Annotated in this window: 29 protein-coding genes and 1 other RNA gene; 8 read left to right on the forward strand and 22 right to left on the reverse strand. The window is 52.4% G+C overall.

What is annotated here, in order from left to right:
* Positions 1-14: 14 nt before the first annotated feature.
* Both ssrA and smpB read right to left on the reverse strand, forming a co-directional pair.
* Positions 15-377: a transfer-messenger RNA gene (ssrA, locus tag C5523_RS06205) on the reverse strand.
* A gap of 294 nt (positions 378-671) precedes the next feature.
* Positions 672-1,154, reverse strand: coding sequence for an SsrA-binding protein SmpB (smpB, locus tag C5523_RS06210; protein ID WP_039077570.1), 483 nt, complete (start codon positions 1,152-1,154; stop codon positions 672-674).
* A gap of 157 nt (positions 1,155-1,311) precedes the next feature.
* Here smpB and C5523_RS06215 point away from each other — a divergent pair, with 157 nt between their 5' ends.
* Together C5523_RS06215 and C5523_RS06220 are read left to right on the forward strand one after the other, a co-directional pair.
* The gene (locus C5523_RS06215; protein WP_197718602.1) at positions 1,312-1,749 is read left to right on the forward strand and encodes a type II toxin-antitoxin system RatA family toxin; all 438 of its coding nucleotides are present in this window, start codon (positions 1,312-1,314) and stop codon (positions 1,747-1,749) included.
* A complete protein-coding gene (locus C5523_RS06220; RefSeq protein WP_039077568.1) occupies positions 1,739-2,029 on the forward strand; it encodes an RnfH family protein in 291 nt (96 codons plus the stop codon). The genes C5523_RS06215 and C5523_RS06220 overlap by 11 nt, the downstream gene beginning before the upstream one ends.
* A 6-nt stretch (positions 2,030-2,035) precedes the next feature.
* Here C5523_RS06220 and C5523_RS06225 read toward each other — a convergent pair whose 3' ends face one another.
* From C5523_RS06225 to nadK, 4 genes are all read right to left on the reverse strand, one after another.
* Positions 2,036-2,551 carry a ClbS/DfsB family four-helix bundle protein gene (locus C5523_RS06225; RefSeq protein WP_108702292.1) on the reverse strand — a complete coding sequence of 172 codons (516 nt, stop codon included), beginning with the start codon at positions 2,549-2,551 and terminating at the stop codon, positions 2,036-2,038.
* A 57-nt stretch (positions 2,552-2,608) separates the two neighbouring features.
* Positions 2,609-2,950: an outer membrane protein assembly factor BamE gene (bamE, locus tag C5523_RS06230; protein WP_039077567.1), complete on the reverse strand. Its 342-nt coding sequence runs from the start codon at positions 2,948-2,950 to the stop codon at positions 2,609-2,611.
* Positions 2,951-3,098: 148 nt separating this feature from the next.
* Positions 3,099-4,760 (reverse strand): DNA repair protein RecN, encoded by a 1,662-nt coding sequence (recN, locus tag C5523_RS06235; protein ID WP_039077566.1) that lies wholly within the window; start codon positions 4,758-4,760, stop codon positions 3,099-3,101.
* Positions 4,761-4,846: 86 nt separating this feature from the next.
* On the reverse strand, positions 4,847-5,725 hold the full coding sequence (nadK, locus tag C5523_RS06240) for an NAD(+) kinase (RefSeq protein WP_039077565.1): 879 nt from the start codon (positions 5,723-5,725) through the stop codon (positions 4,847-4,849).
* Between the two features lie 122 nt (positions 5,726-5,847).
* Between nadK and grpE the strand changes: the two genes are divergently transcribed.
* Entirely contained in the window at positions 5,848-6,441 is a 594-nt protein-coding gene (gene grpE, locus C5523_RS06245) for a nucleotide exchange factor GrpE (RefSeq protein WP_039077564.1), read from the forward strand.
* A gap of 48 nt (positions 6,442-6,489) precedes the next feature.
* On the opposite strand, the gene C5523_RS06250 is transcribed toward grpE, so the two are convergent.
* Together C5523_RS06250 and C5523_RS06255 are read right to left on the reverse strand one after the other, a co-directional pair.
* Positions 6,490-7,776: an HlyC/CorC family transporter gene (locus C5523_RS06250; protein ID WP_039077563.1), complete on the reverse strand. Its 1,287-nt coding sequence runs from the start codon at positions 7,774-7,776 to the stop codon at positions 6,490-6,492.
* 13 nt (positions 7,777-7,789) lie between these two features.
* Positions 7,790-8,578 carry an inner membrane protein YpjD gene (locus C5523_RS06255; RefSeq protein WP_039077562.1) on the reverse strand — a complete coding sequence of 263 codons (789 nt, stop codon included), beginning with the start codon at positions 8,576-8,578 and terminating at the stop codon, positions 7,790-7,792.
* Positions 8,579-8,746: 168 nt separating this feature from the next.
* Between C5523_RS06255 and ffh the strand changes: the two genes are divergently transcribed.
* The 5 genes from ffh (at position 8,747) to rplS (ending at position 12,364) form a co-directional block, all read left to right on the forward strand.
* Positions 8,747-10,108 (forward strand): signal recognition particle protein, encoded by a 1,362-nt coding sequence (ffh, locus tag C5523_RS06260; protein ID WP_039077561.1) that lies wholly within the window; start codon positions 8,747-8,749, stop codon positions 10,106-10,108.
* Between the two features lie 255 nt (positions 10,109-10,363).
* Complete coding sequence (gene rpsP / locus C5523_RS06265) at positions 10,364-10,612, forward strand: 30S ribosomal protein S16 (protein ID WP_039077560.1); 249 nt, start codon at positions 10,364-10,366, stop codon at positions 10,610-10,612.
* 18 nt (positions 10,613-10,630) lie between these two features.
* The gene (gene rimM, locus C5523_RS06270) at positions 10,631-11,179 is read left to right on the forward strand and encodes a ribosome maturation factor RimM (protein WP_071194706.1); all 549 of its coding nucleotides are present in this window, start codon (positions 10,631-10,633) and stop codon (positions 11,177-11,179) included.
* 30 nt (positions 11,180-11,209) lie between these two features.
* Positions 11,210-11,947, forward strand: a complete 738-nt coding sequence (gene trmD, locus C5523_RS06275) for a tRNA (guanosine(37)-N1)-methyltransferase TrmD (RefSeq protein WP_039077558.1) — start codon at positions 11,210-11,212, stop codon at positions 11,945-11,947.
* 69 nt (positions 11,948-12,016) lie between these two features.
* Entirely contained in the window at positions 12,017-12,364 is a 348-nt protein-coding gene (rplS, locus tag C5523_RS06280) for a 50S ribosomal protein L19 (RefSeq protein ID WP_006178051.1), read from the forward strand.
* Between the two features lie 169 nt (positions 12,365-12,533).
* On the opposite strand, the gene C5523_RS06285 is transcribed toward rplS, so the two are convergent.
* The 14 genes from C5523_RS06285 to C5523_RS06355 form a co-directional block, all read right to left on the reverse strand.
* Positions 12,534-12,752, reverse strand: coding sequence for an ogr/Delta-like zinc finger family protein (locus tag C5523_RS06285; protein ID WP_108700770.1), 219 nt, complete (start codon positions 12,750-12,752; stop codon positions 12,534-12,536).
* Between the two features lie 67 nt (positions 12,753-12,819).
* Positions 12,820-13,920 carry a phage late control D family protein gene (locus tag C5523_RS06290; protein WP_108700771.1) on the reverse strand — a complete coding sequence of 367 codons (1,101 nt, stop codon included), beginning with the start codon at positions 13,918-13,920 and terminating at the stop codon, positions 12,820-12,822.
* A complete protein-coding gene (locus tag C5523_RS06295) occupies positions 13,917-14,414 on the reverse strand; it encodes a phage tail protein (protein WP_108700772.1) in 498 nt (165 codons plus the stop codon). Before C5523_RS06295 ends, C5523_RS06290 begins: the two co-directional genes overlap by 4 nt.
* Positions 14,411-17,650 carry a phage tail tape measure protein gene (locus C5523_RS06300; RefSeq protein WP_108700773.1) on the reverse strand — a complete coding sequence of 1,080 codons (3,240 nt, stop codon included), beginning with the start codon at positions 17,648-17,650 and terminating at the stop codon, positions 14,411-14,413. The genes C5523_RS06295 and C5523_RS06300 overlap by 4 nt, the downstream gene beginning before the upstream one ends.
* Positions 17,643-17,762: a GpE family phage tail protein gene (locus C5523_RS06305; RefSeq protein ID WP_108700774.1), complete on the reverse strand. Its 120-nt coding sequence runs from the start codon at positions 17,760-17,762 to the stop codon at positions 17,643-17,645. Before C5523_RS06305 ends, C5523_RS06300 begins: the two co-directional genes overlap by 8 nt.
* A 14-nt stretch (positions 17,763-17,776) precedes the next feature.
* Positions 17,777-18,100 carry a phage tail assembly protein gene (locus C5523_RS06310; protein ID WP_108700775.1) on the reverse strand — a complete coding sequence of 108 codons (324 nt, stop codon included), beginning with the start codon at positions 18,098-18,100 and terminating at the stop codon, positions 17,777-17,779.
* Positions 18,101-18,157: 57 nt separating this feature from the next.
* Entirely contained in the window at positions 18,158-18,673 is a 516-nt protein-coding gene (locus C5523_RS06315; RefSeq protein WP_108700776.1) for a phage major tail tube protein, read from the reverse strand.
* A gap of 11 nt (positions 18,674-18,684) precedes the next feature.
* Complete coding sequence (locus C5523_RS06320) at positions 18,685-19,857, reverse strand: phage tail sheath protein (RefSeq protein WP_108700777.1); 1,173 nt, start codon at positions 19,855-19,857, stop codon at positions 18,685-18,687.
* Between the two features lie 263 nt (positions 19,858-20,120).
* Positions 20,121-20,354 (reverse strand): hypothetical protein, encoded by a 234-nt coding sequence (locus C5523_RS06330; RefSeq protein ID WP_108700778.1) that lies wholly within the window; start codon positions 20,352-20,354, stop codon positions 20,121-20,123.
* Positions 20,355-20,356: 2 nt separating this feature from the next.
* Positions 20,357-21,619, reverse strand: coding sequence for a phage tail protein (locus tag C5523_RS06335; protein ID WP_108700779.1), 1,263 nt, complete (start codon positions 21,617-21,619; stop codon positions 20,357-20,359).
* Positions 21,609-22,223 (reverse strand): phage tail protein I, encoded by a 615-nt coding sequence (locus tag C5523_RS06340; RefSeq protein WP_108700780.1) that lies wholly within the window; start codon positions 22,221-22,223, stop codon positions 21,609-21,611. Before C5523_RS06340 ends, C5523_RS06335 begins: the two co-directional genes overlap by 11 nt.
* On the reverse strand, positions 22,216-23,124 hold the full coding sequence (locus tag C5523_RS06345; protein WP_108700781.1) for a baseplate assembly protein: 909 nt from the start codon (positions 23,122-23,124) through the stop codon (positions 22,216-22,218). The genes C5523_RS06340 and C5523_RS06345 overlap by 8 nt, the downstream gene beginning before the upstream one ends.
* Positions 23,124-23,465, reverse strand: coding sequence for a GPW/gp25 family protein (locus C5523_RS06350; protein WP_108700782.1), 342 nt, complete (start codon positions 23,463-23,465; stop codon positions 23,124-23,126). The genes C5523_RS06345 and C5523_RS06350 overlap by 1 nt, the downstream gene beginning before the upstream one ends.
* The gene (locus C5523_RS06355; protein WP_108700783.1) at positions 23,462-24,034 is read right to left on the reverse strand and encodes a phage baseplate assembly protein V; all 573 of its coding nucleotides are present in this window, start codon (positions 24,032-24,034) and stop codon (positions 23,462-23,464) included. The genes C5523_RS06350 and C5523_RS06355 overlap by 4 nt, the downstream gene beginning before the upstream one ends.
* Between the last annotated feature and the right edge of the window lie 14 nt (positions 24,035-24,048).

Here is a 24,048-nt window from a genome sequence, read left to right on the forward strand (position 1 = left end):
TCCGGATCATCAATTGGTGGAGCTGGCGGGAGTTGAACCCGCGTCCGAAATTCCTACATCCTCGGTACTACATGCTTAGTCAGTCTTTACATTCGCCTGGCACCTGCGGACAGACACGCCACTACCAGACTAGCCTGATTAGTTTTAACGCTTCAACCCCAGGCAGGGCCTCCACGCGATCTCTTTTGGGTTTGACCTCTCTTTGATCCCCGTCTTAAGAGCGGAAGCTAGGGAGAGAGGGCTCAGAGCAGGTTATTAAGCTGCTAAAGCGTAGTTTTCGTCGTTTGCGACTATTTTTTGCGGCTTTTTACGAGGCAAACCGCCCCTCGGCATGCACCTTGGGTTTCGCAAATCCCGTCGAATCCAGAATCAGCCCCAAAAGTGTTGCGCTAAGTATAACAGATTTATGACGCAGCACACCAGTCCATATCGCTGTAATGCTTTTGCCAGAGCTGTCTGGCGAGAATATGAACAATAACCACTGATATCGTTACGAATAAAGATGATTAAGTTCAGAGAGAAAATTCAGAGAAACGATATGGGAAGAGAAGGGCATGACATACGAGGAATCTTGATGTTCAAACATTTCTCAACACCCAAAGTGAGAAATGCGCTGCGGGAAAGATGTGTTGCCCGGACACTCCCGCTGCGGAAGCATCCGGTGGGCGTTATTAGCGGCCTGCGTTTTTCATAATGCGGGCTTTATCCAGTTGCCATTCACGCTCTTTAAGATCGGAACGTTTATCGTGCTGTTTCTTACCTTTCGCAACGCCGATTTTGACTTTGCACCAGGCATTTTTCCAGTACAGCGAAAGCGCGACAACGGTATAACCTTCGCGGTTTACGCGACCATAGAGGCTATCCAGTTCACGTTGGTTGAGCAGCAACTTACGCGTACGGGTTGGATCGCAAACATAGTGGCTCGAAGCCACCGCCAGCGGGGTGAAGTTGGCACCGAACAGGTATGCTTCGCCATCTTTCAGAATCACATAACTGTCGCCGATGTTGGCTTTGCCCGCTCGCAGGGATTTGACTTCCCAGCCCTGCAGAGACAGACCCGCCTCAAACTCTTCTTCGATAAAATATTCATGGCGGGCGCGCTTATTCATCGCGATAGTGGCGGAACCGGGTTTGTGTACTTTTTTCTTCGTCATAAGTGTCGTGAAGCCATTGGTAATCTGATATCCAAAAAGACCTCATTGCATCCTGTGAGGTTCAACGCGTTATCTTAGCACGAGTTCCGGCGTAGCGTTTTCCTTTCATGTATGGGAAATGTTATTATTTGATGATTGTGCGATCGCAGGAAATGTTATGCCTCAGATTAGTCGCTCTGCACTGGTGCCTTACAGCGCGGAACAAATGTATGAATTGGTTAACGATGTGAAATCTTACCCGCAGTTTCTGCCGGGGTGCACGGGTAGCCGCGTGCTGGAGTCCGGCCCTACGCAGATGACGGCGGCAGTGGATGTCTCGAAAGCGGGAATCAGCAAGACTTTCACAACGCGAAATACCTTAACGGCAAACCAAACCATTTTGATGCACCTTGTCGATGGTCCATTCAAGAGGTTGATGGGGGGCTGGAAGTTTACGCCGCTATCAGCGGATGCCTGCCGCATCGAGTTTAACCTTGATTTTGAATTTACCAATAAGCTGATTGAACTGGCGTTTGGTCGTATTTTCAAAGAGCTGGCCGCCAATATGGTAGATGCCTTTACCGTACGTGCGAAAGAGGTCTACAGTGCCGGGTAAGATTGCGGTGGAAGTGGCGTATGCGTTGCCGGAAAAGCAGTACCTGCAGCGGGTAAGCCTGGAAGAAGGGGCAACCATCGAACAGGCGATTGTTGCCTCTGGCCTGCTTGAGTTACGTACAGATATCGATCTCAGCCGCAACAAAGTGGGCATTTATAGTCGCCCGGCAAAACTGCAAGATGTTGTTGCTGATGGTGACCGTATCGAAATTTATCGCCCGCTGATTGCTGATCCGAAAGAATTGCGCAGGCAGCGCGCGGAGAGAGCGGCGAAGAAATAGATCTGTTCAGGCTTCGGCGAGCGTTTTTAACAGGCTGTTCAGCCTGGCGCTGGCATTCTTATACGGTGAGGCGCTGTTGAATTGAATCATACGTCCTCGCGTCCATTTTCCGTACCAGAGTTGATGGTACAACTCATCGTCACTAAAGCCATTCACCAGTGATATCAGTTGCTGTTGATTCTCTTCCAGCATGGCAAGCAGCGTTGGCCATGACGTAATATGCTGGTAATCAGCGTAGTATTTTTGTGCAAGCTTCCCCAGTTCATTCCATTTAAAGCCTTTTGCCGGGAAGTCTACTTCTTCGCCTGCGGCTTCCTGTTGGTGCCAGTAAAGAACTTGCTCTCCCCAGCCAATCAGATAGCTGACAAGATTAGCAACGCTCATGCGGCTACCGGCCACGTGCCCTTCCAGGCATTGCTGATAAGCGATGTCCGCCGGAATGCGGATGAGTTTTTTGCGCAGGGCGCTTGCCGACTTTTCCATTGCTTCCAGTAAGGCAGTTTTGCTTTCTGGCACGGCCATCTTCTCTTCCCCTGAAATGAAAAATGGCGCCATTGGGCGCCATTTCTAATCCTGCGATTACTCTTTTGTCAGTGCGGGTTTGTTATCAATGTTGGTTAATACGCCGCTGCTGTTAAAGGTAAGAGTCAGCGTCTGCTGGGTCACACCTTCGTGCCCTGGCTGCTGACGGAATACGTAGAACCAGGTACTGCTTCCGAACGGATCGGTCATCATCGGCGTACCCAATGCGTATGCAACCTGCTGTTGCGTCATCCCTACGCGGATTTTAGAAACGTCATTCGGAGTCAGGTAGTTCCCCTGATTGATATCAGGACGGTAAACCACTCGCTCCAGAGTGGAACAGCCTGCGGTCAACATCAGAAGAACCGCTGCGGCAGCAGTCAGCATTTTACAGCGCATAGTGATTTGATTCCTTTTCGGGCCCGAACAGTACGTGGCTCATTTGTAATGTGCCGATAATAATAGACCTTTAGCCAGTTTAAAACCTTTGCTACCTGGTCTGACGGCGAATTTATCGTGTACTGAGACCTTACTAATGGCAAAAAGTTTACGCAGCGAGTAGCTCTTTCGCATTTGCCAGTGTATTTCGGGTGACTTCACTACCGCCTAACAGCCGTGCCAGTTCCTGTAAACGTGCGCGTTTATCTAAAGGCAGCATATGTGTTTCGGTCATTGCGCCATCGGTCTCTTTGCTAACAAAGAAGTGATGGTGCCCACAGCCCGCAACCTGAGGCAGGTGAGTTACGCACATCACTTGGGTAGATTCGCCTAACTGGCGGAGAAGTTTGCCAACGACCGCTGCCGTTGGACCACTGATCCCTACATCCACTTCGTCGAAAATCAGCGCCGGGGTTTCCATCTTCCGGGCGGTGATGACCTGAATGGCTAATGCGATACGTGATAACTCACCGCCGGAAGCGACTTTAGAAATAGCCTGTAAGGGCTGGCCGGGGTTTGTTGTAACGCGGAACTCAATACGGTCTGCGCCATCTGCCGTGAGCGTGTGCTCATCAAAGCTGACGTCGATATCAAATACCCCATGGGGCATCGAGAGCATATGCATGCTGTCTGTAATTAATTGTCCCAGCTCTTGCGCGTAGTGTACCCGCTGCGTATGAAGCTGACGGGCTGCGTCCAGTGCCAGTTGGTGGTGCTTCGCCACCGCAAGCTTCAGGGTTTCCTGGGAGTCAGCCTGGTCATCAAGCTGTTGCTGTTCTTCCAGCAATGCCTGATGAAATTGCGGCAGTGCTTCCGGACTGACATGGTGTTTGCGTGCCAGCGAAATCTGTTTTGAAATACGCTGCTCAAGCTCATACAAGCGGTTCGGGTCGAGGTCCAGACGGTCACAGTAATGACGCAGTTCATCGCTGGCCTCGCTGACCTGAATTGCCGCTTCTTCAAGCATCGTGAGAACGCCGGACAGGCTGGCATCCATACCTGCCAGTTCGGTAACCATTTGGCGTGCGGTATAGAGCTGGCTTTGCAGATTGGCATCTTCGCCGTCGGCCAGCAAATTCAGCGCATGCTGACTGGTGCTAAGTAACTGACCGCTGTTGGCGAGGCGTTTGTACTCTTCATCGATCTGTTCAAATTCACCCGGCTGCGGGTTGAATTCGTTCAGCTCTTTCAATTGATAATGCAGCAGTTCGGCACGCGCGGTACGCTCCTGACTTTGCTGCTGATGCTGCGCCAGCTCGCGGCAGCTTGTATGCCACTGACGGTAATGTTCTGCCATCTGTTGAGTAAGTGCATACTCACCTGCGTAGCCATCCAGCAACGCTTTCTGATGCTCAGATTTTACGAGCAACTGGTGCGCGTGTTGGCCGTGGATTTGAATCAGCAACTGCCCCAACTCGCGCAATTGCGAAAGGGGAACTGCCGTGCCGTTGATAAAACCACGAGAGCGCCCGTCACTGCTGATAACGCGACGAAGTAAACACTCACGCCCGTCTTCAAGCTGGTTTTCTTCCAGCCAGCGCTGTGCCGCAGGCGTATCTTTCAGGGCGAAACGCGCGCACAGGTCAGCGCGTGCAGCACCCGCTCGCACCATGTCGGCATCGGCACGACCACCCAGGCAAAGCCCCAGCGCATCAATAGCGATGGATTTACCTGCGCCGGTCTCACCCGTGATAGCCGTCATTCCGCTATGGAAGTCGATCTCGAGTTCACGAACAATCGCAAAGTTGCTGATAGTCAGTTGTGCCAACATGGTTGCTTTCCTGTATGAATAACCATAACTGTGTTTAAATACAGTATAAACTGGTTTTATATACAGTAAAGCCCTGGGGCACGTTTTCAGAACAATTTTTTTGACCAGCCGAGTTTCGAGCTTAATGTATTGAAATAACTGTAGTCTTTAGGGTGTATCAGATTGAGATGGTAGTCGCAGCGTCGAATCAATACATCTTCGCCTTCCTGGATAGGCAACGCGATTTGGCTGTCGCAACTTACTTCCAGATCGCTGCGACGGTGTGAGAAACGCAGGCGAATGGTGCTGCTGCTGTTAATGACCAGCGGGCGTGCTGAGAGCGTATGCGGAAACATGGGCACCAGAGTGATGGCATCCAGTGAAGGGGTCAGGATTGGGCCGCCCGCTGAAAGCGAGTAGGCCGTGGAACCTGTCGGCGTGGAGATGATCAGGCCGTCTGAACGTTGGGAGAAGGCAAATACCTCATCAATATAAACTTCGAACTCAATCATATGGGCAACTTTGCCCGGATGGAGAACGACTTCATTGATGGCAGTGCTGATGCGCTTCTGGCAGTCCTGCTGGCAGACTTGTACTTCCAGCAAAAAACGCTTTTCCGCAATATAATAACCTTCCAGAACGTCAGCCAACTGCTGCTGGGCGTTGTCGGGGTCAAGGTCTGTCAGAAAGCCCAGATTGCCACGGTTGATGCCAATGACTTTAATATCGTAGCGCGCCAGCGTGCGTGCGGCGCCAAGCATATTACCGTCACCGCCGACGACAACCGCGAGATCCGCCTGCTGACCAATTTCGGCCAGCGTACCGGTACGCACGTTTTTAAGCTGTAACTCTTGTGCAATCTGCTGCTCGACAATGACGTCATACCCTTTTGTACACAGCCAGCGATAGAGCATTTCATGTGTGGTCAGCGCGGTGGGGTGACGTGGATGACCGACAATACCAATACACTTGAAATGATGAGCCATTTTCTGGTGGTCCTTGTGCCAAATGAATGATGACAATCTGTCGCGTTCCCTTGAAACCCGGAAACTGATCCCCATAATAAGCGAAGTTAGCGAGATGAATGCGAAAAAACGCGGAGAAATTCATGAGTAGTAAAGAACAGAAAACGCCTGACGGGCAAGCCCCGGAAGAAATTATCATGGATCAGCACGAAGATATTGAGGCGGTTGAACCAGACGCTTCTGCTGAGCAGGTGGATCCGCGCGATGAGAAGATTGCCAACCTCGAAGCGCAACTGATTGAAGCGCAGAACCGTGAGCGTGACGGTATTCTGCGTGTGAAAGCAGAAATGGAAAACCTGCGTCGTCGTACCGAGCTGGACGTTGAGAAGGCGCATAAATTTGCGCTGGAAAAATTTATCAACGAACTGCTGCCGGTAATTGATAGCCTGGATCGCGCACTGGAAGTTGCGGACAAGAACAATGCCGACATGTCCTCCATGGTCGAAGGTATTGAACTGACGCTGAAATCTATGCTGGATGTGGTGAAAAAATTCGGCGTGGAAGTCGTGGCCGATACCAACGTTCCGCTGGATCCGAATGTGCATCAGGCTATCGCGATGGTGGAGTCAGAAGAGGTGGCGCCGGGCAACGTGCTGGGCGTAATGCAAAAAGGCTTTACCCTCAATGGCCGTACGATTCGTGCCGCGATGGTGACGGTGGCAAAAGCGAAGGGTTAATTTTCCCCTCATGTTAACCCTCTCCCTGCCGGGAGAGGGTTATAAGCATTATTCCGCCACGCTGTCGCGAAGGGATTTGACCGGAATAACCCGCACCTGCTTAATCATATTGTCCTGCACATCGAGAATATCGATATCATAATGTTCAATGCGCACACGGGTGCCAGCGGCCGGGATCTCTTCCAGGGCTTCAAGTAACATTCCGTTAATTGTCCGGGCCTCTGCTTCCGGTAACTGCCAGTTAAATGCTTTATTCAACTCACGTACGTTGGCGCTGCCATCAATGATCACAGACCCGTCATTCTGCGGTGTTACTTCTTCAGCCAGTGACGGCGACATCGATGTCGTAAAGTCCCCAACAATCTCTTCAAGAATATCTTCAACCGTAATCAGCCCCTGAATATCGCCGTATTCGTCCACAACCAGGCCGACTTTCTTTTTATTGCGTTGGAATTTCACCAGTTGAATGCTGAGCGGCGTACCTTCCGGCACATAATAAATCTCATCAGCGGCGCGCAGCATGACCTCTTTGGTGAACTCTTTTTTCTCTGTCATCAGGCGGTAGGCTTCGCGCACGCGAAGCATGCTGATGGTATCGTCAAGAGAATCACGATAGAGCACGATGCGACCATGCGGCGAATGGGTAAGCTGGCGCACGATCGACTTCCAGTCGTCGTTGATATCGATACCGACAATTTCGCTACGCGGCACCATGATGTCATTGACGCTTACTTTTTCCAGATCCAGTATCGACAACAGCATGTCCTGGTTGCGTCGGGAGATCTGGGAGCGGGATTCGTTCACGATGGTACGCAACTCCTCCTTACTGAGGGCCCCGCTGATAACGACATCAGCTTTGATTCCCACCATCCTCATCAGAATCCGCGTCACACCATTAAGCAGCCAGACCAACGGCATCATAATGATTTGCAGCGGTACTAACAGAACGCTACTGGGAAAAGCGACTTTTTCGGGATAAAGAGCGGCGATGGTTTTTGGCAGGACTTCGGCAAATACCAGCACGACAAAGGTCAGCACACCGGTTGCAATTGCCACGCCAGCGTTACCGTATAAACGCATACCAACAATAGTCCCCAGCGCAGAGGCGAGGATGTTGACGAGGTTATTGCCAATCAATACCAGGCTGATGAGTCGGTCAGGTTTACGCAGCAGTTTTTCGACGCGCTTAGCGCTTCGATGGCCCTGCTTTGCCAGATGACGCAGGCGATAACGGTTAACGGTCATCATACCGGTTTCAGAACCGGAGAAGTACGCCGAAATCACCACCATGATGATCAGGGTGACGATCAGCGTCGTGGTGGAAATGTGTTCCAGGGGGAACTCCTTATTAACTTAGGAAATGCTGCAGAACGCGGCTACCAAAATAGGCCAGCGTTAAAATGCCCGCGCCTGCGACGTTAAACCACACGACACGGCGCCCGCGCCATCCTTTATGGTAATGGCCCCACAGCAAGACGATATAGACGAACCAGGCGATGATCGACAGGACAGCTTTGTCGATATTCTCCATGCTGAACAGGTTCTTGAGGAAGAAGAGACCTGTACAGAGCGTTAAAGTCAGCAGAACCACGCCAATCTGCGTGATATGAAACATTTTGCGCTCAATACTCATTAACGGCGGCATTTCACTGCTGAATGCCAGTCGTTTATTCTTCAGTTGGTAGTCAATCCACGCCAGTTGCAGCGCATACATCGCCGCGATAATCAGCGTGGCATAGGAGAAGAGTGAAAGCCCAATATGAACCATCATACCAGGCGTGGTTTCGAGATGCGTGATGTACTCGTTCGGCACAAAAATAGCGAAGGCGAGGTTGATCAGCGCAAAGGTATAAACAATGGGCAACAGCAGCCAGCCACGATTTTTCGACGCCACAATGGTCATGACCGTACAGATCATCAAACTGACCAGCGAACCGACGTTTAATAAGCTTAGGTTTTGCCCACCATCGTCCGGGAAAATCCGCTCTTTAAGCGCGAAGCCGTGAAACATCAGCGCGACAACCGCTGATAAAATCGCCATGCGGCGCCAGCCGCTGTTTTTCTGCAGCAAACCGGGAACGATCAGTGCGAGGCTGATGGAATAAGCGGCAAGAGAAATTAAGGCGAACACGGGCATAGTGACGTCGACAGTTGACCTGAGAAGAAAGAGAAGCAGTATAACGTTACGTGACTCTGGCTCCAACCGTTGCATCACATACATCACGAATGTCTTCATGTTATACTGACGCAAATTTCTGTTATGCGTCGCCCTGGCGGCCCATCGTTTTACCTCAGGCGAGAGACAATGTTTGATAATTTAACCGATCGTTTGTCGCGCACCCTGCGCAATATCAGTGGTCGTGGACGCCTCACTGAAGACAACATTAAAGACACGCTACGCGAAGTGCGTATGGCGCTGCTGGAAGCGGACGTCGCCTTGCCGGTCGTGCGTGATTTCATCAACCGCGTAAAAGAAAAAGCGGTTGGTCATGAAGTGAATAAGAGCCTGACCCCGGGTCAGGAGTTCGTCAAAATCGTGCGCAACGAACTGGTTGCGGCGATGGGCGAAGAGAACCAGAGCCTTAACCTGGCCGCTCAGCCGCCAGCCGTTGTATTGATGGCGGGTTTGCAGGGGGCTGGTAAAACTACCAGCGTAGGTAAACTGGGTAAGTTCTTGCGTGAAAAACACAAGAAGAAGGTAATGGTAGTTTCCGCGGACGTTTATCGCCCGGCGGCGATCAAACAACTGGAAACCCTTGCGCAACAGGTGGAAGTCGACTTCTTCCCCTCTGATGTCGCGCAAAAGCCGGTGGATATCGTTAATGCGGCGCTGAAAGAAGCGAAGCTTAAGTTCTACGACGTGCTGCTGGTGGATACCGCCGGTCGTCTGCACGTTGACGAAGCGATGATGGATGAAATCAAACAGGTTCATGCCGCGATTAACCCGGTAGAAACCCTGTTTGTTGTTGATGCGATGACCGGTCAGGATGCGGCGAATACCGCGAAAGCGTTTAACGAAGCGCTACCGCTGACGGGTGTTGTATTGACCAAAGTGGACGGTGACGCCCGTGGCGGTGCGGCGCTCTCCATTCGCAATATCACTGGCAAACCGATTAAGTTCCTCGGTGTCGGCGAGAAGACCGAAGCACTGGAGCCGTTCCATCCGGACCGTATTGCTTCGCGTATCCTTGGCATGGGTGACGTCCTGTCGCTGATTGAAGATATCGAAAGCAAGGTCGACCGCGCTCAGGCTGAGAAACTGGCGTCCAAACTGAAAAAAGGTGACGGTTTCGATCTGACCGACTTCCTGGAACAGCTGCGTCAGATGAAAAACATGGGCGGTATGGCGAGCCTGATGGGCAAGTTGCCGGGCATGGGGCAGATTCCGGACAACGTGAAAGCGCAGATGGATGACAAAGTCCTGGTGCGTATGGAAGCGATCATCAACTCAATGACCTTTAAAGAGCGTGCGAATCCTGAAATCATCAAAGGCTCTCGTAAGCGCCGTATTGCTGCAGGCTGCGGGATGCAGGTGCAGGATGTTAACCGCCTTCTGAAACAGTTCGACGACATGCAGCGCATGATGAAGAAAATGAAGAAGGGCGGTATGGCGAAGATGATGAGAAGTATGAAGGGGATGATGCCGCCGGGGTTCCCTGGCCGCTAAGACTAAATCGGCCTGGCTTATTGGCCATTTTTGTGCCGGGGTGTGCTCGCCATCCTTACGTACTGCGTGTACGCTCCGGTGGCTGCGCGCACGCCGGCACCAAACTGACTGCAATGCCGACGGCCTTGATATCACAGTTTCTAAACTGTTGATTGCAATTTCCCCAGAAATCAGTAAAATTTTCGGGCTTTTAATATGACACCGGGCTCCGTTCCTCGATGGGGCCCGGTTGTTTTATTCACACAAGAGGATGTTATGGTAACTATTCGTTTAGCACGTCACGGCGCTAAAAAGCGTCCGTTCTACCAGGTTGTTGTCACCGACAGCCGTAATGCACGCAACGGTCGCTTCATTGAGCGCGTTGGCTTCTTCAACCCGATCGCGTCTGAGAAAGAAGAAGGCACCCGCCTGGATCTGGATCGTATCGCTCACTGGGTTGGCCAGGGCGCTACCGTTTCTGATCGCGTAGCTACGCTGATCAAAGAAGTAAACAAAGCAGCTTAATCTGTCACGGTGGTCATGATGAGCAAGCAACACGCCGCGCAGAGCCCTGTTAATCCTATCGTTCTGGGTAAACTGGGATCTTCCTACGGTATCCGTGGTTGGCTCAGAGTGTTTTCTTCCACCGAAGACGCCGAAAGCATTTTTGACTATCAGCCCTGGTTTATTGAACGGGCGGGTCAGTGGCAGAGCATTGAGCTGGAAAGCTGGCGCTACCACAATCAGGACATTGTCATCAAACTGAAAGGTGTTGATGACAGAGATGCCGCGAATCTGCTGACCAATTGCGAAATTGTCGTAGATTCATCGCAGTTGCCGGAACTGGAAGAGGGTGACTACTACTGGAAAGACCTGATGGGCTGCCAGGTAGTGACCACCGAAGGTTATAGCCTCGGTAAAGTCATCGATATGATGGAAACCGGGTCAAATGACGTTCTCGTCATCAAGGCAAACCTGAAAGATGCATTTGGTATCAAGGAGCGGTTGGTTCCGTTCCTCGATGGGCAGGTTATCAAGAAAGTCGATCTCACTACTCAAACCATTGAAGTAGATTGGGATCCTGGTTTTTAAACCTCCGGATATACGGTAAAAGACGGCGCTATGTGGATTGGCATAATTAGCCTGTTTCCTGAAATGTTCCGCGCGATTACCGACTACGGGGTAACTGGCCGGGCAGTTAAAAATGGCCTGCTGAGCATCCAGAGCTGGAGTCCACGTGACTTTGCTCATGACCGGCACCGTACCGTGGACGATCGTCCTTACGGCGGCGGACCGGGGATGCTAATGATGGTGCAACCTTTGCGGGATGCCATTCATGCAGCAAAAGATGCGGCCGGTGAAGGCGCAAAAGTGATTTATCTGTCACCTCAGGGGCGTAAGCTTGATCAAGCGGGCGTCAGCGAACTGGCAACGAATCAGAAACTGATTCTGGTGTGCGGGCGCTACGAAGGGATAGATGAGCGCGTAATCCAAACCGAGATTGACGAAGAATGGTCTATCGGCGATTACGTTCTCAGCGGTGGTGAGTTACCAGCCATGACGCTGATTGATTCGGTCTCCCGGTTTATTCCGGGTGTTCTGGGACATGAAGCTTCGGCAACGGAAGATTCCTTTGCTGATGGATTACTGGACTGCCCACACTATACTCGACCTGAGCTGTTAGAAGGGATGGAAGTACCGCCAGTGTTACTGTCGGGAAATCATGCCGAGATACGTCGCTGGCGTTTGAAACAGTCGCTGGGCCGCACCTGGCTTAGAAGACCTGAACTTCTGGAAAACCTGGCTCTGACTGAAGAGCAAGCAAGGTTGCTGGCGGAGTTCAAAAAAGAACACGCATAACAGCAACATAAACATGATGGGACAGCGTAAGCCCCCAATATCAGTTTACCCAGGATAAGAGATTAAATTATGAGCAACATTATTAAGCAAATTGAACAAGAACAGATGAAGCAGGACGTACCTTCCTTCCGTCCGGGTGATACCGTGGAAGTGAAAGTATGGGTTGTTGAAGGTTCCAAAAAACGTCTGCAGGCATTCGAGGGCGTGGTTATCGCTATTCGTAACCGCGGTCTGCACTCTGCATTCACTGTTCGTAAAATTTCCAACGGCGAAGGCGTTGAGCGTGTCTTCCAGACTCACTCTCCGGTAGTTGACAGCATTGCTGTTAAACGTCGTGGTGCTGTACGTAAAGCTAAACTGTACTACCTGCGTGAGCGCACTGGTAAGTCTGCTCGTATCAAAGAGCGTCTTAACTAAGATTCGCTTTCGCGACATCCAAAGTTATTGTGTAAAAACAAGGGGTTGGCTTCGTGCTAGCCCCTTTTTTATTGCACAACGTCCACAAATTGCCCACACCGGGCGTGGACTGTGGACACTGTGGACGCCGGATACAGCCATAAAAAAACCCGCTTTCGCGGGGTTTCTTTCAGAATGCCATGTGTGTTTGTCCACCGGATTTCGGGTGGGGCGGTGCGGCTGTTATCAGTGCGGGCTTATTAATCGATCTGACAAATGTCTCATGCGTTACGAACGTGTGGCCGCATTCCACGTTCTGGCACTGGTTGTAACGCTCTTTCGTTTGGGTGGACACCTGAAACGAAGAGCGGGTGTGCGCGGCACTACCGCAGAGCGGGCAGTTCATCATAGCAGGCATCTCCATTTTGCATTTTTGAGAATATTACTCGTTAAACTTGCAAAGTTAAACCGCTTCGTTATTCCATATCCAAATCGGAAATTTTCACTTCCAGTTCTAGCGCTGTGGTAAAGCCGCTGTCATTAATCGTGTTAGTGACAGTTGTGATAATCCAATCGGCGGTATCAATGACCGGTTTGAACCCGGAAACTCTGACGGGCTGCTCTGGGAAAAGCTCTTCGCGACCCATAGCAAGGGTGATAGAAAATGATGCGACACCGCGCTGGATACGCGACCAGTGCTCTTTTGCTGCACGTTCCGCATTGCTCTTGTTGGCGTAAGTACGACTCAGGACCAGGACATTTTCATCACTGCCAACCAGATACTCACCCTGTTTAGCCTCAGGCGTTTTAGTTTTGGCCGTGGTCTTCCTCCGTCGACGGCGCTTAACCTTCACTGTCGGTTTCTTTTTGGCTTCCCTGGTATGAAGCCAGGATGCCACTACGCCCGTATAGGCGCTACGGTCGATAATGCTGAACCGGTGCTGATCACCAGAGTTGCGGGTGATGGTAGCGACCGGCAGTGCCTGACCGCTGGCAGACTTCCCCTGGCCCTGCCGGATGAACATCAGATTCCCGGATTTTACTGCTGCTATTGCCCCGTACATCTTCGCGAGGCGCGCCAGGAATGACCCGTCAGATTCATTTGTCTGGTCGATGTGATCCACTTCCTGTGCCGCCATATCCTTACCCACAGCGACTTTTAGCTTATGCCGGGCGGCTATCTCCTGCATAACCTGGCCTATTGTCGTTTTATGCCAGGATTTCTCCCGTTTGATATTGAGCGTCTGCCGGAAATCGGCACTGCGAGCGCGCACGCTGATGCGGTCCGGCGCTCCGAAGTGCTCGATCTCATCAACGGTAAAATCCCCTTTGACCTCCAGTGCCTGACCTTTCCAGCCCAAGGCCAGTGACAGTACTGCGCCACGAACCGGCATTTCCAGCAGGCCGTCGGCGTCGTCCAGCTCAATGTCCAGCAGGTCGGCTTCAAATCCGCGGTTGTCAGTGTGCGTCAGCGAGATCAGCCGGGGCGAGAGATCGGCGGTAATGTCTTTATTGCTGACCCGTATCCGATAATCTGGCACGACTTCAATTCCGGACAACATTGTCATTTCTGTCATTGCAGAAGACTCCCGACGCTATTTGTTACTGAACTTGCAGCGTTTTTGGCGGCACTTATAGCGTTATCCTTGAGTTCTGAAAGCTGCCCTGACAGGTCCCCGAGCATTTGTGTCAGTGATTCGTCCATCCGGGTTAGCTTGATGGTGAAATCTATTTTGCGCGGCGCACCGCTGCTGACCTGGTCGGTTTCTGTTTTGCCTATTTCGGAAATAACAAACATACCGTAAATCGTCCCGTCACCACGTATCAGCGGCCAGCCGCGCCCGGTTTCTGCCATTTGCTCCAGCACAAGCAAAGACAGCTTGCCACCAGTTACCGACGGCATCAGCACGCCGGACAGTGTGATGCTGTCGGAATCCGGCCCCAGGAATTGCATCGTCGGGCGCTTCCCCACTCGGTTGTTACTGGCGTGCCGCCATTGCTGTTGTTGCTGCAACTGCTGAAAGGGGATTGTTTTCAGCGTGAATACAAAGAACCCCAATACCATCATCATGAGAAATCTCCTGTATCGCTGTATCTGCCGCGACGTGCGGCTGCCTCTCTGCGTTGCGTGTCTTCCAGTTTTCGCAGTACCCGGTCAACCAGGTCATCTGCGTTTTCGCCGGGTAGTTGGTTAATATGGAAAACTGCCTGAACTGGCGCAGGCTGAATGAACCCGTTAGCCTGACTACCACCATGTGCTTGAGTCGCTTCCCGGTATTCACTGGCGGGCAAGCTGAACGGATGCAGCGGTTTAGCGGCGACGGGCTGCGCAAGGCTTCCCATCGCTAACATCGTTGCTGTAGCTAATGCCGCCGCACGGTTTCGCATACCTAATGAATCGTCGGACAGTGACTGCATCATGAGAGGTGCTGCGGTGCGGGTTTCTGCCTGGAGGCGAATTGGGGCCAGCATTCGCGCGGCGGTAAGCTGTGAGGCGTCGCCGTTGTTATAGGCGCTGGCCGCCGCAGCGGCTAATGCTGCTGTTTTGCGACGACTGGTAATATTGGCCGGGCCATTTACCAGCTCCGGGCCATACTCCCCGACGATGCCAACCTGACCAGAGGGAATAAAGCCGCCATTATCGTGCATTGGAATTTCATACGGCTGGTAGGTGTATTTCCCCGGTGTTGCTATCCCGTAATTACTGTAACCGCCAGGCGCTGGAATCGGAGAGGGGCCAGGCCTGGTGCTTTCATCCACTTTTGGCAGATTCGTTGATTTTTCCTGAACAATCCCCAGCTTTTCAAGCAGCCAGCTTATGCCCTCTTTGAGCGTGTCCAGCGGATGCATGACCATATTCAACCCGTCAGCCAGTGCCTGACCAAAAGCCCGGCCCATTGATGCGGCGTTGTTCAGCTCTTCTGCGGTGGATTTAACCGGCGTCAGTAAATCACGGAACCATCCGAATAGCGCCTGAACCTTGTCGCCTATCCACTGAAAGACAGGTCGGACAGGGGCAAATGCCTGTTCAATAGGCGCGGCAGCGGCTTTGAAACCCTCGACGACACCGGAGAGGAAAGCGCTGATTGGCTCCCAGTATTTCCAGACGACCAGCGCCACCGATGCAAGCGCGGCCACAACCAGCCCTATCGGGCTGAGCAGGATTCCTAGCACGGTTGAAATACCCATCAGTGCAATGCGCAATACTGTTATGGGGCCGGACGCCAGCACACTCAGAAGGCGGCCCAGAGAACTCAGCGGGTTGAGAAAAACACCCAGGACGGCAGACAGACCGGACATAGCCCCACGGAAAAGAGAAGCAGGCACGCCCGCAATCGCTGACAGGGCATTTCCGGTAACTCCGGCTGTGGCGCGCAACGCGGTCAGCGGTGCAGTCAGTAACCCGGTGCTACCCGACGCACCACGTAACCCAGTGCGTAACACTTTCAATGGCGCTGATCCCAGCCAGGACAGAATGTTTCCTGTTCGCTGTGCCGTCGCCGAGAGAACCGGCAGGGATTTGATACCGAGAATTTTCAGACTCAGCCGGGCCAGCGCCAGCGGGCCAAGTACGGCAGCAACTGCGATGCCGAACGTACCGAGTACCACAAACAGCGCCGCCACGGCAGCGGTGGCTTTCATGATTGCGCCAGCCAGTTCCGGGTTAGCTTCGATCCATCGTCGGACAGTACCGGTGACGGATTTCATCATTTGCATGATATCCATCAGTGGGCCGCGCAGCGTCTCGCCCAGGCTGCTCATTGTGTTTTGGGTGCCTGCCTTGACCAGCATCCATTGCGCTGAAAGTGAGTCTGCGTTGATGTCAGACTCTTTTTGCATCGACCCTTCGGAGGCTTTCCCTTTGACTAGACCAAGCTGCTTGTACAACTCGTCCATGTTGTTTGCCAGCTTGCCCGCAGCCGTACCGTACTCTTTACCAAATAGCTGCGTCAGCACGTTCATTTGTTTGTCTTCTGGCAACTTCTTAACCATTTCCATCACTTTAATAATCGTGCCCATGGCGTCGACTGTCATCGCTTTTTCTAACTTTTCGGGCTTCAACTTAAGCGCATCCATACCGTCCATAAACCGATTAGACTGCATGCTAGCAATGGACAATTCGCGCACCATGGCGTTTGCGGCTGTTGCAGCCACTTCCGGCGCGGCACCCAGGGTAAGGAACGTGGAACCGAGCGCAGCCGCTTTTCGAAAGTCGAGCTTGTCAGCCACGCCGCCCATGCGCTGCATGACTTCGATGATGTCGGCACCTTTGGACATGGCGTTATCGTCCAGGTAGTTGATCACGTCTCCGAGCTGCTCGATGTTTTTTATCGGAACTTTGTATAGGTTTGCGATTTTTCCGAGGTTTTCTGCCAACTGGTCTGCTGGTAACTCAAACGCGGTTGACGCTTTAGCAGACACCGAGGCGAAATTGAGCAAATCTGTTTTCAGCTCCTCCCACGTTTTGGCATCTTTACCGATCCCCATACGCGCCCCACCTTCAACGAGGGATGCATAGTCAATCGCGCCGTTTTGCATTGGCAGCTTTTCGGCTGCTGCCTTAATTTCCTTCTGCATTTCATAGAATTGCGCGGTGCGATTGCCTTTGTCGTCGCGCAAGCCGTTAACCTGCTTTGCCACTCCTTTCATGGCGTCTTCAAAGCTAGCGTATTCTTTCACAGCGGCGACGACCGGCGCGCCGATCCCCACGCCAGCCGCCGTAGTTGTAGCCGATGCCCCCGCGATGCGGTCCCTGACTTCCAGCGACTTGCTGTACTGGGAACGGGCATTTGATAACCGGCGCTGTTGTTCTCCGGCACGCTTAAGCCGCGTTTCCTGCTCTGCCAGCTCCGTGTTAAGCCTGGCCGTCTGCGTCCTGATTTGTTCCGTCGCCCCCGCTGCGTCTTTTGACGATATCCCCATGCGGTAGAGTTCGGCGCGGAGCGTGCCGAGCTGTTGTGTCTCTTTTTCCTGCTGGGTTTCCAGGCGTGAGACGGCGCGCCATTGGTCATCAACAGCTTTGGTCTGTTTCTTTGTCGGATTCTCCAGCCCGGAGAGTTCGCGCGTCATCATTTGCGCGCGCAGGCGGGCTTTTTCCAGTTCGGTATCAAGGCGACCAATCGACACAGTCAGCGTGCCGATACTGTTTAGTTTTGTTCCGGCGTCGTCGAGAGATTTCAGCGCATCGCGGGACGCTTTGACGGCGGCAGCCAGCTCTTTTGTGCTGGCGCGCGCCTCTTTGAAAGGGCGGGTCAGTTTATCGACCGCGCTTAAAACTACCTGCAACCGGAGATTCTTATCACTCATCTGATGCCCCGCTACGTAAAATCGCCTTATGCCGCCACTCCAGCAACTCGGTGAGTGACATCTCGTCCGTAACGGGTGGCGTCCAGTGAAAGATGGTGGCGATGTCTGCCACCAGGTCTTCTACCGTCAGGCTGTCGGGGAATCGGCAATCACCGATTTCTTCAACAAAAAATAGACCACCTCAACGGACAGAGTGAGCAGATCTGCCGGGTCCATCTGATTGATTTCGGCGGGCGTCAGGGCAGGGGTTGTGACGCGAGGCAATACAACAGTCATTGCGTTTACATCCATATCCATCAATGCCTGTAAACGAGTACCTCGTAATGCGCCCGCCTGGGGTTTGCGGATCACTACGCTTTCGATAAGCTGATTACCGCGTTGGATAGGAGTGTCGAGTTCAACGTTTTTTTCAGTTGAAATAACAGTTACATCAGCAGTTTCGTTTTTCATTTTTTATTCCATTCAGAAAACAGAGAATATGCGGTGCGACTAAGCGCACCGGAATTATCAGAGGCCAAGCGCGCTACGATGCGCTTCCATCAGATCGATGCCATTAACGATTTCGACCATATTCAACACGTCCACCTCATAGCAAACCTCACCGTTAATGGTCAGTTTTGCGTATGTATTGACGCTGGATACCTTCGTCGTGTTGCTTTCGCCGGTTTTCAATTCGCCACCGTCGATCTCTTTATGACGACCACGCACGACTAACTCCACGGCCTGTACTTCGGCGGTATCGTCACGCTGGATGGACCCGGTAAAGCGCAACTGAATACCGTCTGCTGTCGCTGTGCCCATTTGCTTGAATAACAAAGCCTCCATGCCTCCGATAGAAAATTCAGTGTCCAGCGCGCCGTCATCCAGCCCCATGTCGATGTCGACCGCGCCAGGCATACCGCCGCCACGGTATTTCTCAAATTTGCGTGTAAACTTCGGCAGCGTTAACGACTCGACGATCCCCTGCCAGTTGTTGCCGTCGTTGAACAAATTCAGGTGTTTTAACTTGCGAGGTAATGCCATGTGCTTTCTCCTTACGCACTGACCTGGCTTGCGAAATCAACCAGGTACTGATCGGTGATACGCTGGCGCAACATCAGATTTTCCAGCGGCGGGACGGTGGTATAGTCATAGTCAATGGTGAGTTTGCCCGCCTTGAGTGTGTCTTTGTCGTTCACGGACTCATCCAGCCAGGCGTTAGCGCCGATGATGTAGCCCAGGCCCACGAGGCTGCGGAATTTCGCACGAATACCTTCAATGATGTCGCGGGCTAGAGACGGGTTCAGTGGTTTATCCACCGCCCACATATGCGCCTCTGCGATGGTGTCCGCAATCACCTGCGCGGTGCGGGTATAGTTTTCAAAGGCGAAGAGTGGATCATCACTCAGGCAGCGGGAACCCCAGAAGCGATAGCCGTCCTGACGGATCAGCGTGGTGATGTCGTTCTGGTTCAGCAGACCGGCATCCGTCGCCGGGTCCTGTAAATCCCAGAATACATCGGCGCTGATCCCGGTTACTCCGTTTACTGCGACATTGGACAGGCTCTTATGCCAGCCGGTGTCGTTATCGATTTTTGCCCGCATACCGAGTGCGCGGGCGGTAGCGTACGCCGTGGCGTCTGCCTGTGTTACCGTGTCGAAATTGATGAAATCAGGCCAGATCAGCATACCTTCGCGCTGTCCGAAGTTGGCACGGTATGCGATAACCTCCTCGACAGTTTTGCAACCATACGCAGAAAGGTAAGCAAAGCCGCGTAAGCTCTGTGCAACACTCAGCAGCTCTGTTGCAACAGCCTGGGTATCATGACCGGGGACGCCGAGAATACGCGGTTTCACCCCGCATTTGGCCTTTGCTGCCAGTAGCGCTTTCATGCCAGTACGTTTACCTTCGGCGGTCACACCACCGATGATATTCGCCGTGGTCTCGGCTTCGGTTTCACCCTGGGCAACTCGTACTACGACGGTCACGGGTTTGGTCTGATCGGCAATAGCATCCAGCGAGCGTGCCAACGTGCCAGATTCACCCGCTTTACCGCTGGCGGTCAGTACATCGGTGAGAAGTACCGGTGTGTTTAACGGAAATGTTGATGCATCGGCGTCGTCTGCTGTGCAGACCATACCGACAATTGCGGTACTGACTGTTGTAATTGAGCGGGTCCCGTCGTTGATTTCCTCAACGCGGACGCCGTGATGATAATCCTGAGCCATTTAGCGAATCTCCACATGTGGTGTGCTTCGCTATGTTGGAAGGTCCGCCTGAATTGCGCATCTGCGTGGCGTTGTGTCGGCTTTCGTACAATGGGAAACTGCAGCATTGTCATTTTTAGCCGTGGCGGCCAGCGTATCGAGCACCGTCACTTTTGACTATGCTGCAGGATGCGCCGAGCGATAAATGCGCCTATTTCCGTGAGATAAATGGCATCGCTGCGGCGTTTCAATATTTGCAAAAGAATTACAGTCCTACCGCGATGTTATTCCACTGGATATCTGAATGGTGCATCATATGCGGTGACGTACTCATGCAACTCTGGCGGGTATGTCACCGATGCCTTATTCCCCTCAACGGTAAAAGTATCCGCTCCCCAGATAACAGCTTTCCTCAAGAATGCTTCCACTTCCGGTGATACCTCTAATGCATCATCAGGACGATCCTGTTCAGATATATAAAAACCCACCGTCGTCGGGCTGAAATAGTTATTTCCCATAGTTAATACCCTATTGATTCAAAGTGCACAGTCGGAATTTCACCAAGATTTGGCGTCGTATACGCTACGGTAAATCTTGCCCTGGAGACATCAGTGCCTGAGTCGGTATCCCTGTGTGTTGAAATTGATTTTCCGGCCATGGTTGCCTGATTCGAATATGTGTAACTGGCTAATGTAGCTATCGTTGCTATCTGGGCATTAGGAAATAACCTCGGAAAGTTAACTCGATAATAGTGTGTGTAATATGTCACCCCTCCCAGAACCTGCGGGTTGAAGTTGCCTACTGGTGCCAAAGATAAAGTGCCTACTTGTCGAATCATTCCATTAGGGAGAATATCCCAGGCATTTTGCCCGTTTCGTGAAAAGTCAAAAGCTGACATGTCAGGGAGTTGATTTGCACCTGTGCCGACACCTCGTTTTGCAGCATCACCCAGGCCAAGATATGTAAGGAGCGCTGATATGGATTTCCCTGATAATGCGGTGAGGGTATTGTCCAATGGTTGTTTGCCTGCCAGCGCATTTGTAATTGTAGTCGCAAAGTGAGGGTCGTTACCCAGCGCTTCTGCCAGTTCATTCAGTGTGTCGAGCGCTGCTGGTGAACTGTTGACAAGCTGCGCGATGATGGTCCGGACAAATGCAGTGGTGGCAAGCTGGGTACTGTTGTTACTGGACTCTGGCGTCGGTGCTGTCGGGATGCCGGTAAAGGTGGGTGATGCTTTGCGTGCATATTGAGTGTGTGGGTCTGGTGCAGCAATGTGTTTAGACATCAGGTCATCGACATAGACTTTCACTACAATAATCTGGTCATCAACATATTGGCGGGTAGCCAATACTACGGACGGGTCTATTTTCAGTGTCACAGCGTCAGTACTGCTGACGATCAGCACCATGCGTATAACCTGTGTACGGCCTGACCCCTCAGAAAGCACTGGCTTGTATGTTTCCGCGCAGTTAGCAACTGCGATAAGTTCTCCCGCGTCGTCATACAGACCAATTTCACGTATCCAGAAGCCACCCTCATCTTCCGGGATAATCTGCTCTGCAATAATCTGGCTACTGTTCAATGGGTCGATACTCAGTGAGTTAACCACAGCACGACGGCGCTCATTGACCAGTTTTGTCTGTGATGAAGACGGGACCGGTAGAAAACCGCCGCCGTCACCTATCGCCATCTGGGTGATTTTTACCTGTGTCCCCAGCGCTGTAGCCTGCGCAATTTTTACCGCGCCGCGCTCGGTTAACAGTGCGAAATATTTAGACGCCATTTTGTACCCTCATCGTATCGATTGTGTGGATAGCCGCGCCTGTCCATGGCGTACCGCCGACCTGAATTGTTTCCGGCATGTAGGGGTAAACCGTCAACGTTTCGCCGGTGTAGCACCCAACCCCTGTGTTTATTTTCCCCTGGCTTTGCAGATTTATACTCATACCCAGCATGTGCCGGGAGCATGGCTTTGCATCACTGATCAACCGTTCCAGTTCGGCATACGTTTCTTCTGAAATACCCTGCTCCTGAACACCGATATCCAGCCTGAACGTGCCAGGCGGGTCGCCGTTCTGCCACCATTCAATTACTCGGATCAGGAAGCCAAATGGCTGAACCACACGGCGGATAGCGCTGATGGTGCCTTTGTGCTGATGAATATAGAAAGCATCCTGAATAACCTGGCGTTTTAAACTTTCTGACCAGCTCTCATCCCAGCGATCAACCGAAAACGCCCAGGCAAGATAGGGCAAAAAGCTGGCGGGGCAGGCTGCCGGGTTCCACAGATCACGTAACGGGACATCCAGCCCGCTGATACCACTGCATACCTGTGCTAAGCGGCGCTCAAGCGCGCTGGAGCCGGTGGGTAACAAACTGTTATTCATCTGTGCCCCCGCCTGTTACCGACCAGTCTGTACACCATGACGCCTGCGTTTTATCCAGCACCACGTCGGCGGCTGGAAAAGTCAGTTCGACGCGCTGCACTCCCTCAACGTGTAACGCTGCGTAAATTGCTGAACGTCGGATATCGCGCCCCAGTCGCTGCACACTGGCTATATAGCTTTGGAGCCTGGTTTTTGCGGCGGCAATGATGGGTTCAGCTTCTGGCCCAGGGTAGAAGTAAAGCGTGGCTGCAATTTTATAGGGCACGATTTGCGCGGCCTGGACTAAGAGACGATCAGCAACCGGCCTGATAGTCTCGTCATTCAAAGCTGTTGCAACAGCATCGACGAGATCAGCGGGTGGCGTTCCGTCACCATCGCGACCCAGTACGGTTACAACAACCTGCGCAGGTGCTGGGCTTGTTGCTGTTACGTCTGCAACGCGTCCATCGGCGCTACGTGCATGAAACTCGTAAGCTGCGGTTGGTCCGGCAACTGAAAGCCCTTCAAATGCGGATTGCACGCGAGCGCGCAGATCATCATCAGCCTCCATCACTGCATCGACCGGCGGTACTGCCGCTGTATCGGCTGGCGTAACTGTCAATCGTTCAACGTTGAACAGGGCGCCGAGCTGGTCAAGGTCTGTATTCAGTGCATAGGCCAGCATGACCGCCTGTGCCGCTTCGTTGATACGCTGTCGTAAAAGAATTTCACGGTAAGTGTTTTCCTGGAGGATTTTCACCATTGGTTCAGATTCCAGTGCCAACGCTCGTGTAACGGATTCCTGCTCATCTCGCGGATAGAGCGCGATGAGTTCCGCTTTACGCGCAGCCAGCAGGATTTCAAAATCCGGGACGTCGATGATCTCCGGTGCGGGCAACTGCGATAAATCTACTGTGCTCATCAGACCCCCACATCAACACTGACATTCAACGGCGAGCCGTCAGCGCGCCAGCCTGTTAACTCAATAACCATCTTTCCGTCTGCCGTGGTCTCGATAGAAATGCTGCTTAATGTGATGCGTGGCTCCCATCGATTCAGTGCGCTGTAAACTGCCGCATACACACGCAGTCGGTTTGCCGTGTTCTGGGGGGAATCAATGAGGGAAAAAAGTAAGGAGCCATACTCGCGGCGGTTGATGCGTGAACCTACCGGTGTAATGAGAATATCGCGCACAGACTGGCGAATGTGCTCCAGATCGGTGATAGCAGTGCCGCTTTGTTGGTTCATGCCGAGATACATCATGCCGGGCCACCTGTATTTGAACCACCGCTGCTTACTCCCCCGTGTTTATGGGTGTGAACAACGATGCCATTAGATGACATGTTGCCGCCGCTCTGCTCTACCGTGCCGTTAATGCTCGTTTTGGCTGCCGAAATTTTGAGATTTGTTGTTGTTATTTCGATACTGTCGGGGGCGTTAATAACCACACTTGACGCGGCTTTGATTAACCATTGACCCGTCTCAGGCTCATACTCAAGCCAGCCCCCATCAGGAAATGACATCACCATCGCCTCTTCCGATGTGGAAGGGGGAGGCGCGTCGTTGGAATAGATGCCCGGCAACACAAACGCCGTGGTGAGATCGCCGCCAATCGATAGCAAAAGTACCTGCTCGCCAACGGACGGTTTCCACCATGTGCGTGATTTACCCGCTCGCATAGTGAGCCAGTTCAGCCAGGTTGTTTCTAGATCGCCTGTCTGTACGCGGCATAACCATTCATCGGCGTCGACTTCTGTCACAACGCCGGTGCGTACGATATTGAGTAACAGGCGATATAACTCAGCCAGGGAGTTTTCAGAGTTCGGTTTCATAATGATGAGTATTC

The organism is Phytobacter sp. SCO41 (genome assembly GCF_003073275.1).
GTDB classification, from domain to species: Bacteria; Pseudomonadota; Gammaproteobacteria; order Enterobacterales; family Enterobacteriaceae; genus Phytobacter; species Phytobacter diazotrophicus.

Excerpts from the sequence above, each read along its gene's own strand:
- C5523_RS06350 (WP_108700782.1), bottom strand. The coding sequence starts at position 23,465 with ATGATGTATCTCGGCATGAACCAACAAAGCGGCACTGCTATCACCGAT.
- C5523_RS06340 (WP_108700780.1), bottom strand. The coding sequence starts at position 22,223 with ATGAATAACAGTTTGTTACCCACCGGCTCCAGCGCGCTTGAGCGCCGC.
- grpE (WP_039077564.1), top strand. The coding sequence starts at position 5,848 with ATGAGTAGTAAAGAACAGAAAACGCCTGACGGGCAAGCCCCGGAAGAA.
- C5523_RS06330 (WP_108700778.1), bottom strand. The coding sequence starts at position 20,354 with ATGGGAAATAACTATTTCAGCCCGACGACGGTGGGTTTTTATATATCT.
- nadK (WP_039077565.1), bottom strand. The coding sequence starts at position 5,725 with ATGGCTCATCATTTCAAGTGTATTGGTATTGTCGGTCATCCACGTCAC.
- trmD (WP_039077558.1), top strand. The coding sequence starts at position 11,210 with ATGTGGATTGGCATAATTAGCCTGTTTCCTGAAATGTTCCGCGCGATT.
- C5523_RS06285 (WP_108700770.1), bottom strand. The coding sequence starts at position 12,752 with ATGATGAACTGCCCGCTCTGCGGTAGTGCCGCGCACACCCGCTCTTCG.
- C5523_RS06355 (WP_108700783.1), bottom strand. The coding sequence starts at position 24,034 with ATGAAACCGAACTCTGAAAACTCCCTGGCTGAGTTATATCGCCTGTTA.
- rimM (WP_071194706.1), top strand. The coding sequence starts at position 10,631 with ATGAGCAAGCAACACGCCGCGCAGAGCCCTGTTAATCCTATCGTTCTG.
- ffh (WP_039077561.1), top strand. The coding sequence starts at position 8,747 with ATGTTTGATAATTTAACCGATCGTTTGTCGCGCACCCTGCGCAATATC.
- recN (WP_039077566.1), bottom strand. The coding sequence starts at position 4,760 with ATGTTGGCACAACTGACTATCAGCAACTTTGCGATTGTTCGTGAACTC.
- C5523_RS06215 (WP_197718602.1), top strand. The coding sequence starts at position 1,312 with ATGCCTCAGATTAGTCGCTCTGCACTGGTGCCTTACAGCGCGGAACAA.
- rpsP (WP_039077560.1), top strand. The coding sequence starts at position 10,364 with ATGGTAACTATTCGTTTAGCACGTCACGGCGCTAAAAAGCGTCCGTTC.
- C5523_RS06335 (WP_108700779.1), bottom strand. The coding sequence starts at position 21,619 with ATGGCGTCTAAATATTTCGCACTGTTAACCGAGCGCGGCGCGGTAAAA.
- C5523_RS06310 (WP_108700775.1), bottom strand. The coding sequence starts at position 18,100 with ATGAAAAACGAAACTGCTGATGTAACTGTTATTTCAACTGAAAAAAAC.
- C5523_RS06225 (WP_108702292.1), bottom strand. The coding sequence starts at position 2,551 with ATGGCCGTGCCAGAAAGCAAAACTGCCTTACTGGAAGCAATGGAAAAG.
- C5523_RS06255 (WP_039077562.1), bottom strand. The coding sequence starts at position 8,578 with ATGCCCGTGTTCGCCTTAATTTCTCTTGCCGCTTATTCCATCAGCCTC.
- bamE (WP_039077567.1), bottom strand. The coding sequence starts at position 2,950 with ATGCGCTGTAAAATGCTGACTGCTGCCGCAGCGGTTCTTCTGATGTTG.
- C5523_RS06295 (WP_108700772.1), bottom strand. The coding sequence starts at position 14,414 with ATGATGATGGTATTGGGGTTCTTTGTATTCACGCTGAAAACAATCCCC.
- smpB (WP_039077570.1), bottom strand. The coding sequence starts at position 1,154 with ATGACGAAGAAAAAAGTACACAAACCCGGTTCCGCCACTATCGCGATG.
- C5523_RS06315 (WP_108700776.1), bottom strand. The coding sequence starts at position 18,673 with ATGGCATTACCTCGCAAGTTAAAACACCTGAATTTGTTCAACGACGGC.
- rplS (WP_006178051.1), top strand. The coding sequence starts at position 12,017 with ATGAGCAACATTATTAAGCAAATTGAACAAGAACAGATGAAGCAGGAC.
- C5523_RS06290 (WP_108700771.1), bottom strand. The coding sequence starts at position 13,920 with ATGACAGAAATGACAATGTTGTCCGGAATTGAAGTCGTGCCAGATTAT.
- C5523_RS06345 (WP_108700781.1), bottom strand. The coding sequence starts at position 23,124 with ATGAGCACAGTAGATTTATCGCAGTTGCCCGCACCGGAGATCATCGAC.
- C5523_RS06320 (WP_108700777.1), bottom strand. The coding sequence starts at position 19,857 with ATGGCTCAGGATTATCATCACGGCGTCCGCGTTGAGGAAATCAACGAC.
- C5523_RS06300 (WP_108700773.1), bottom strand. The coding sequence starts at position 17,650 with ATGAGTGATAAGAATCTCCGGTTGCAGGTAGTTTTAAGCGCGGTCGAT.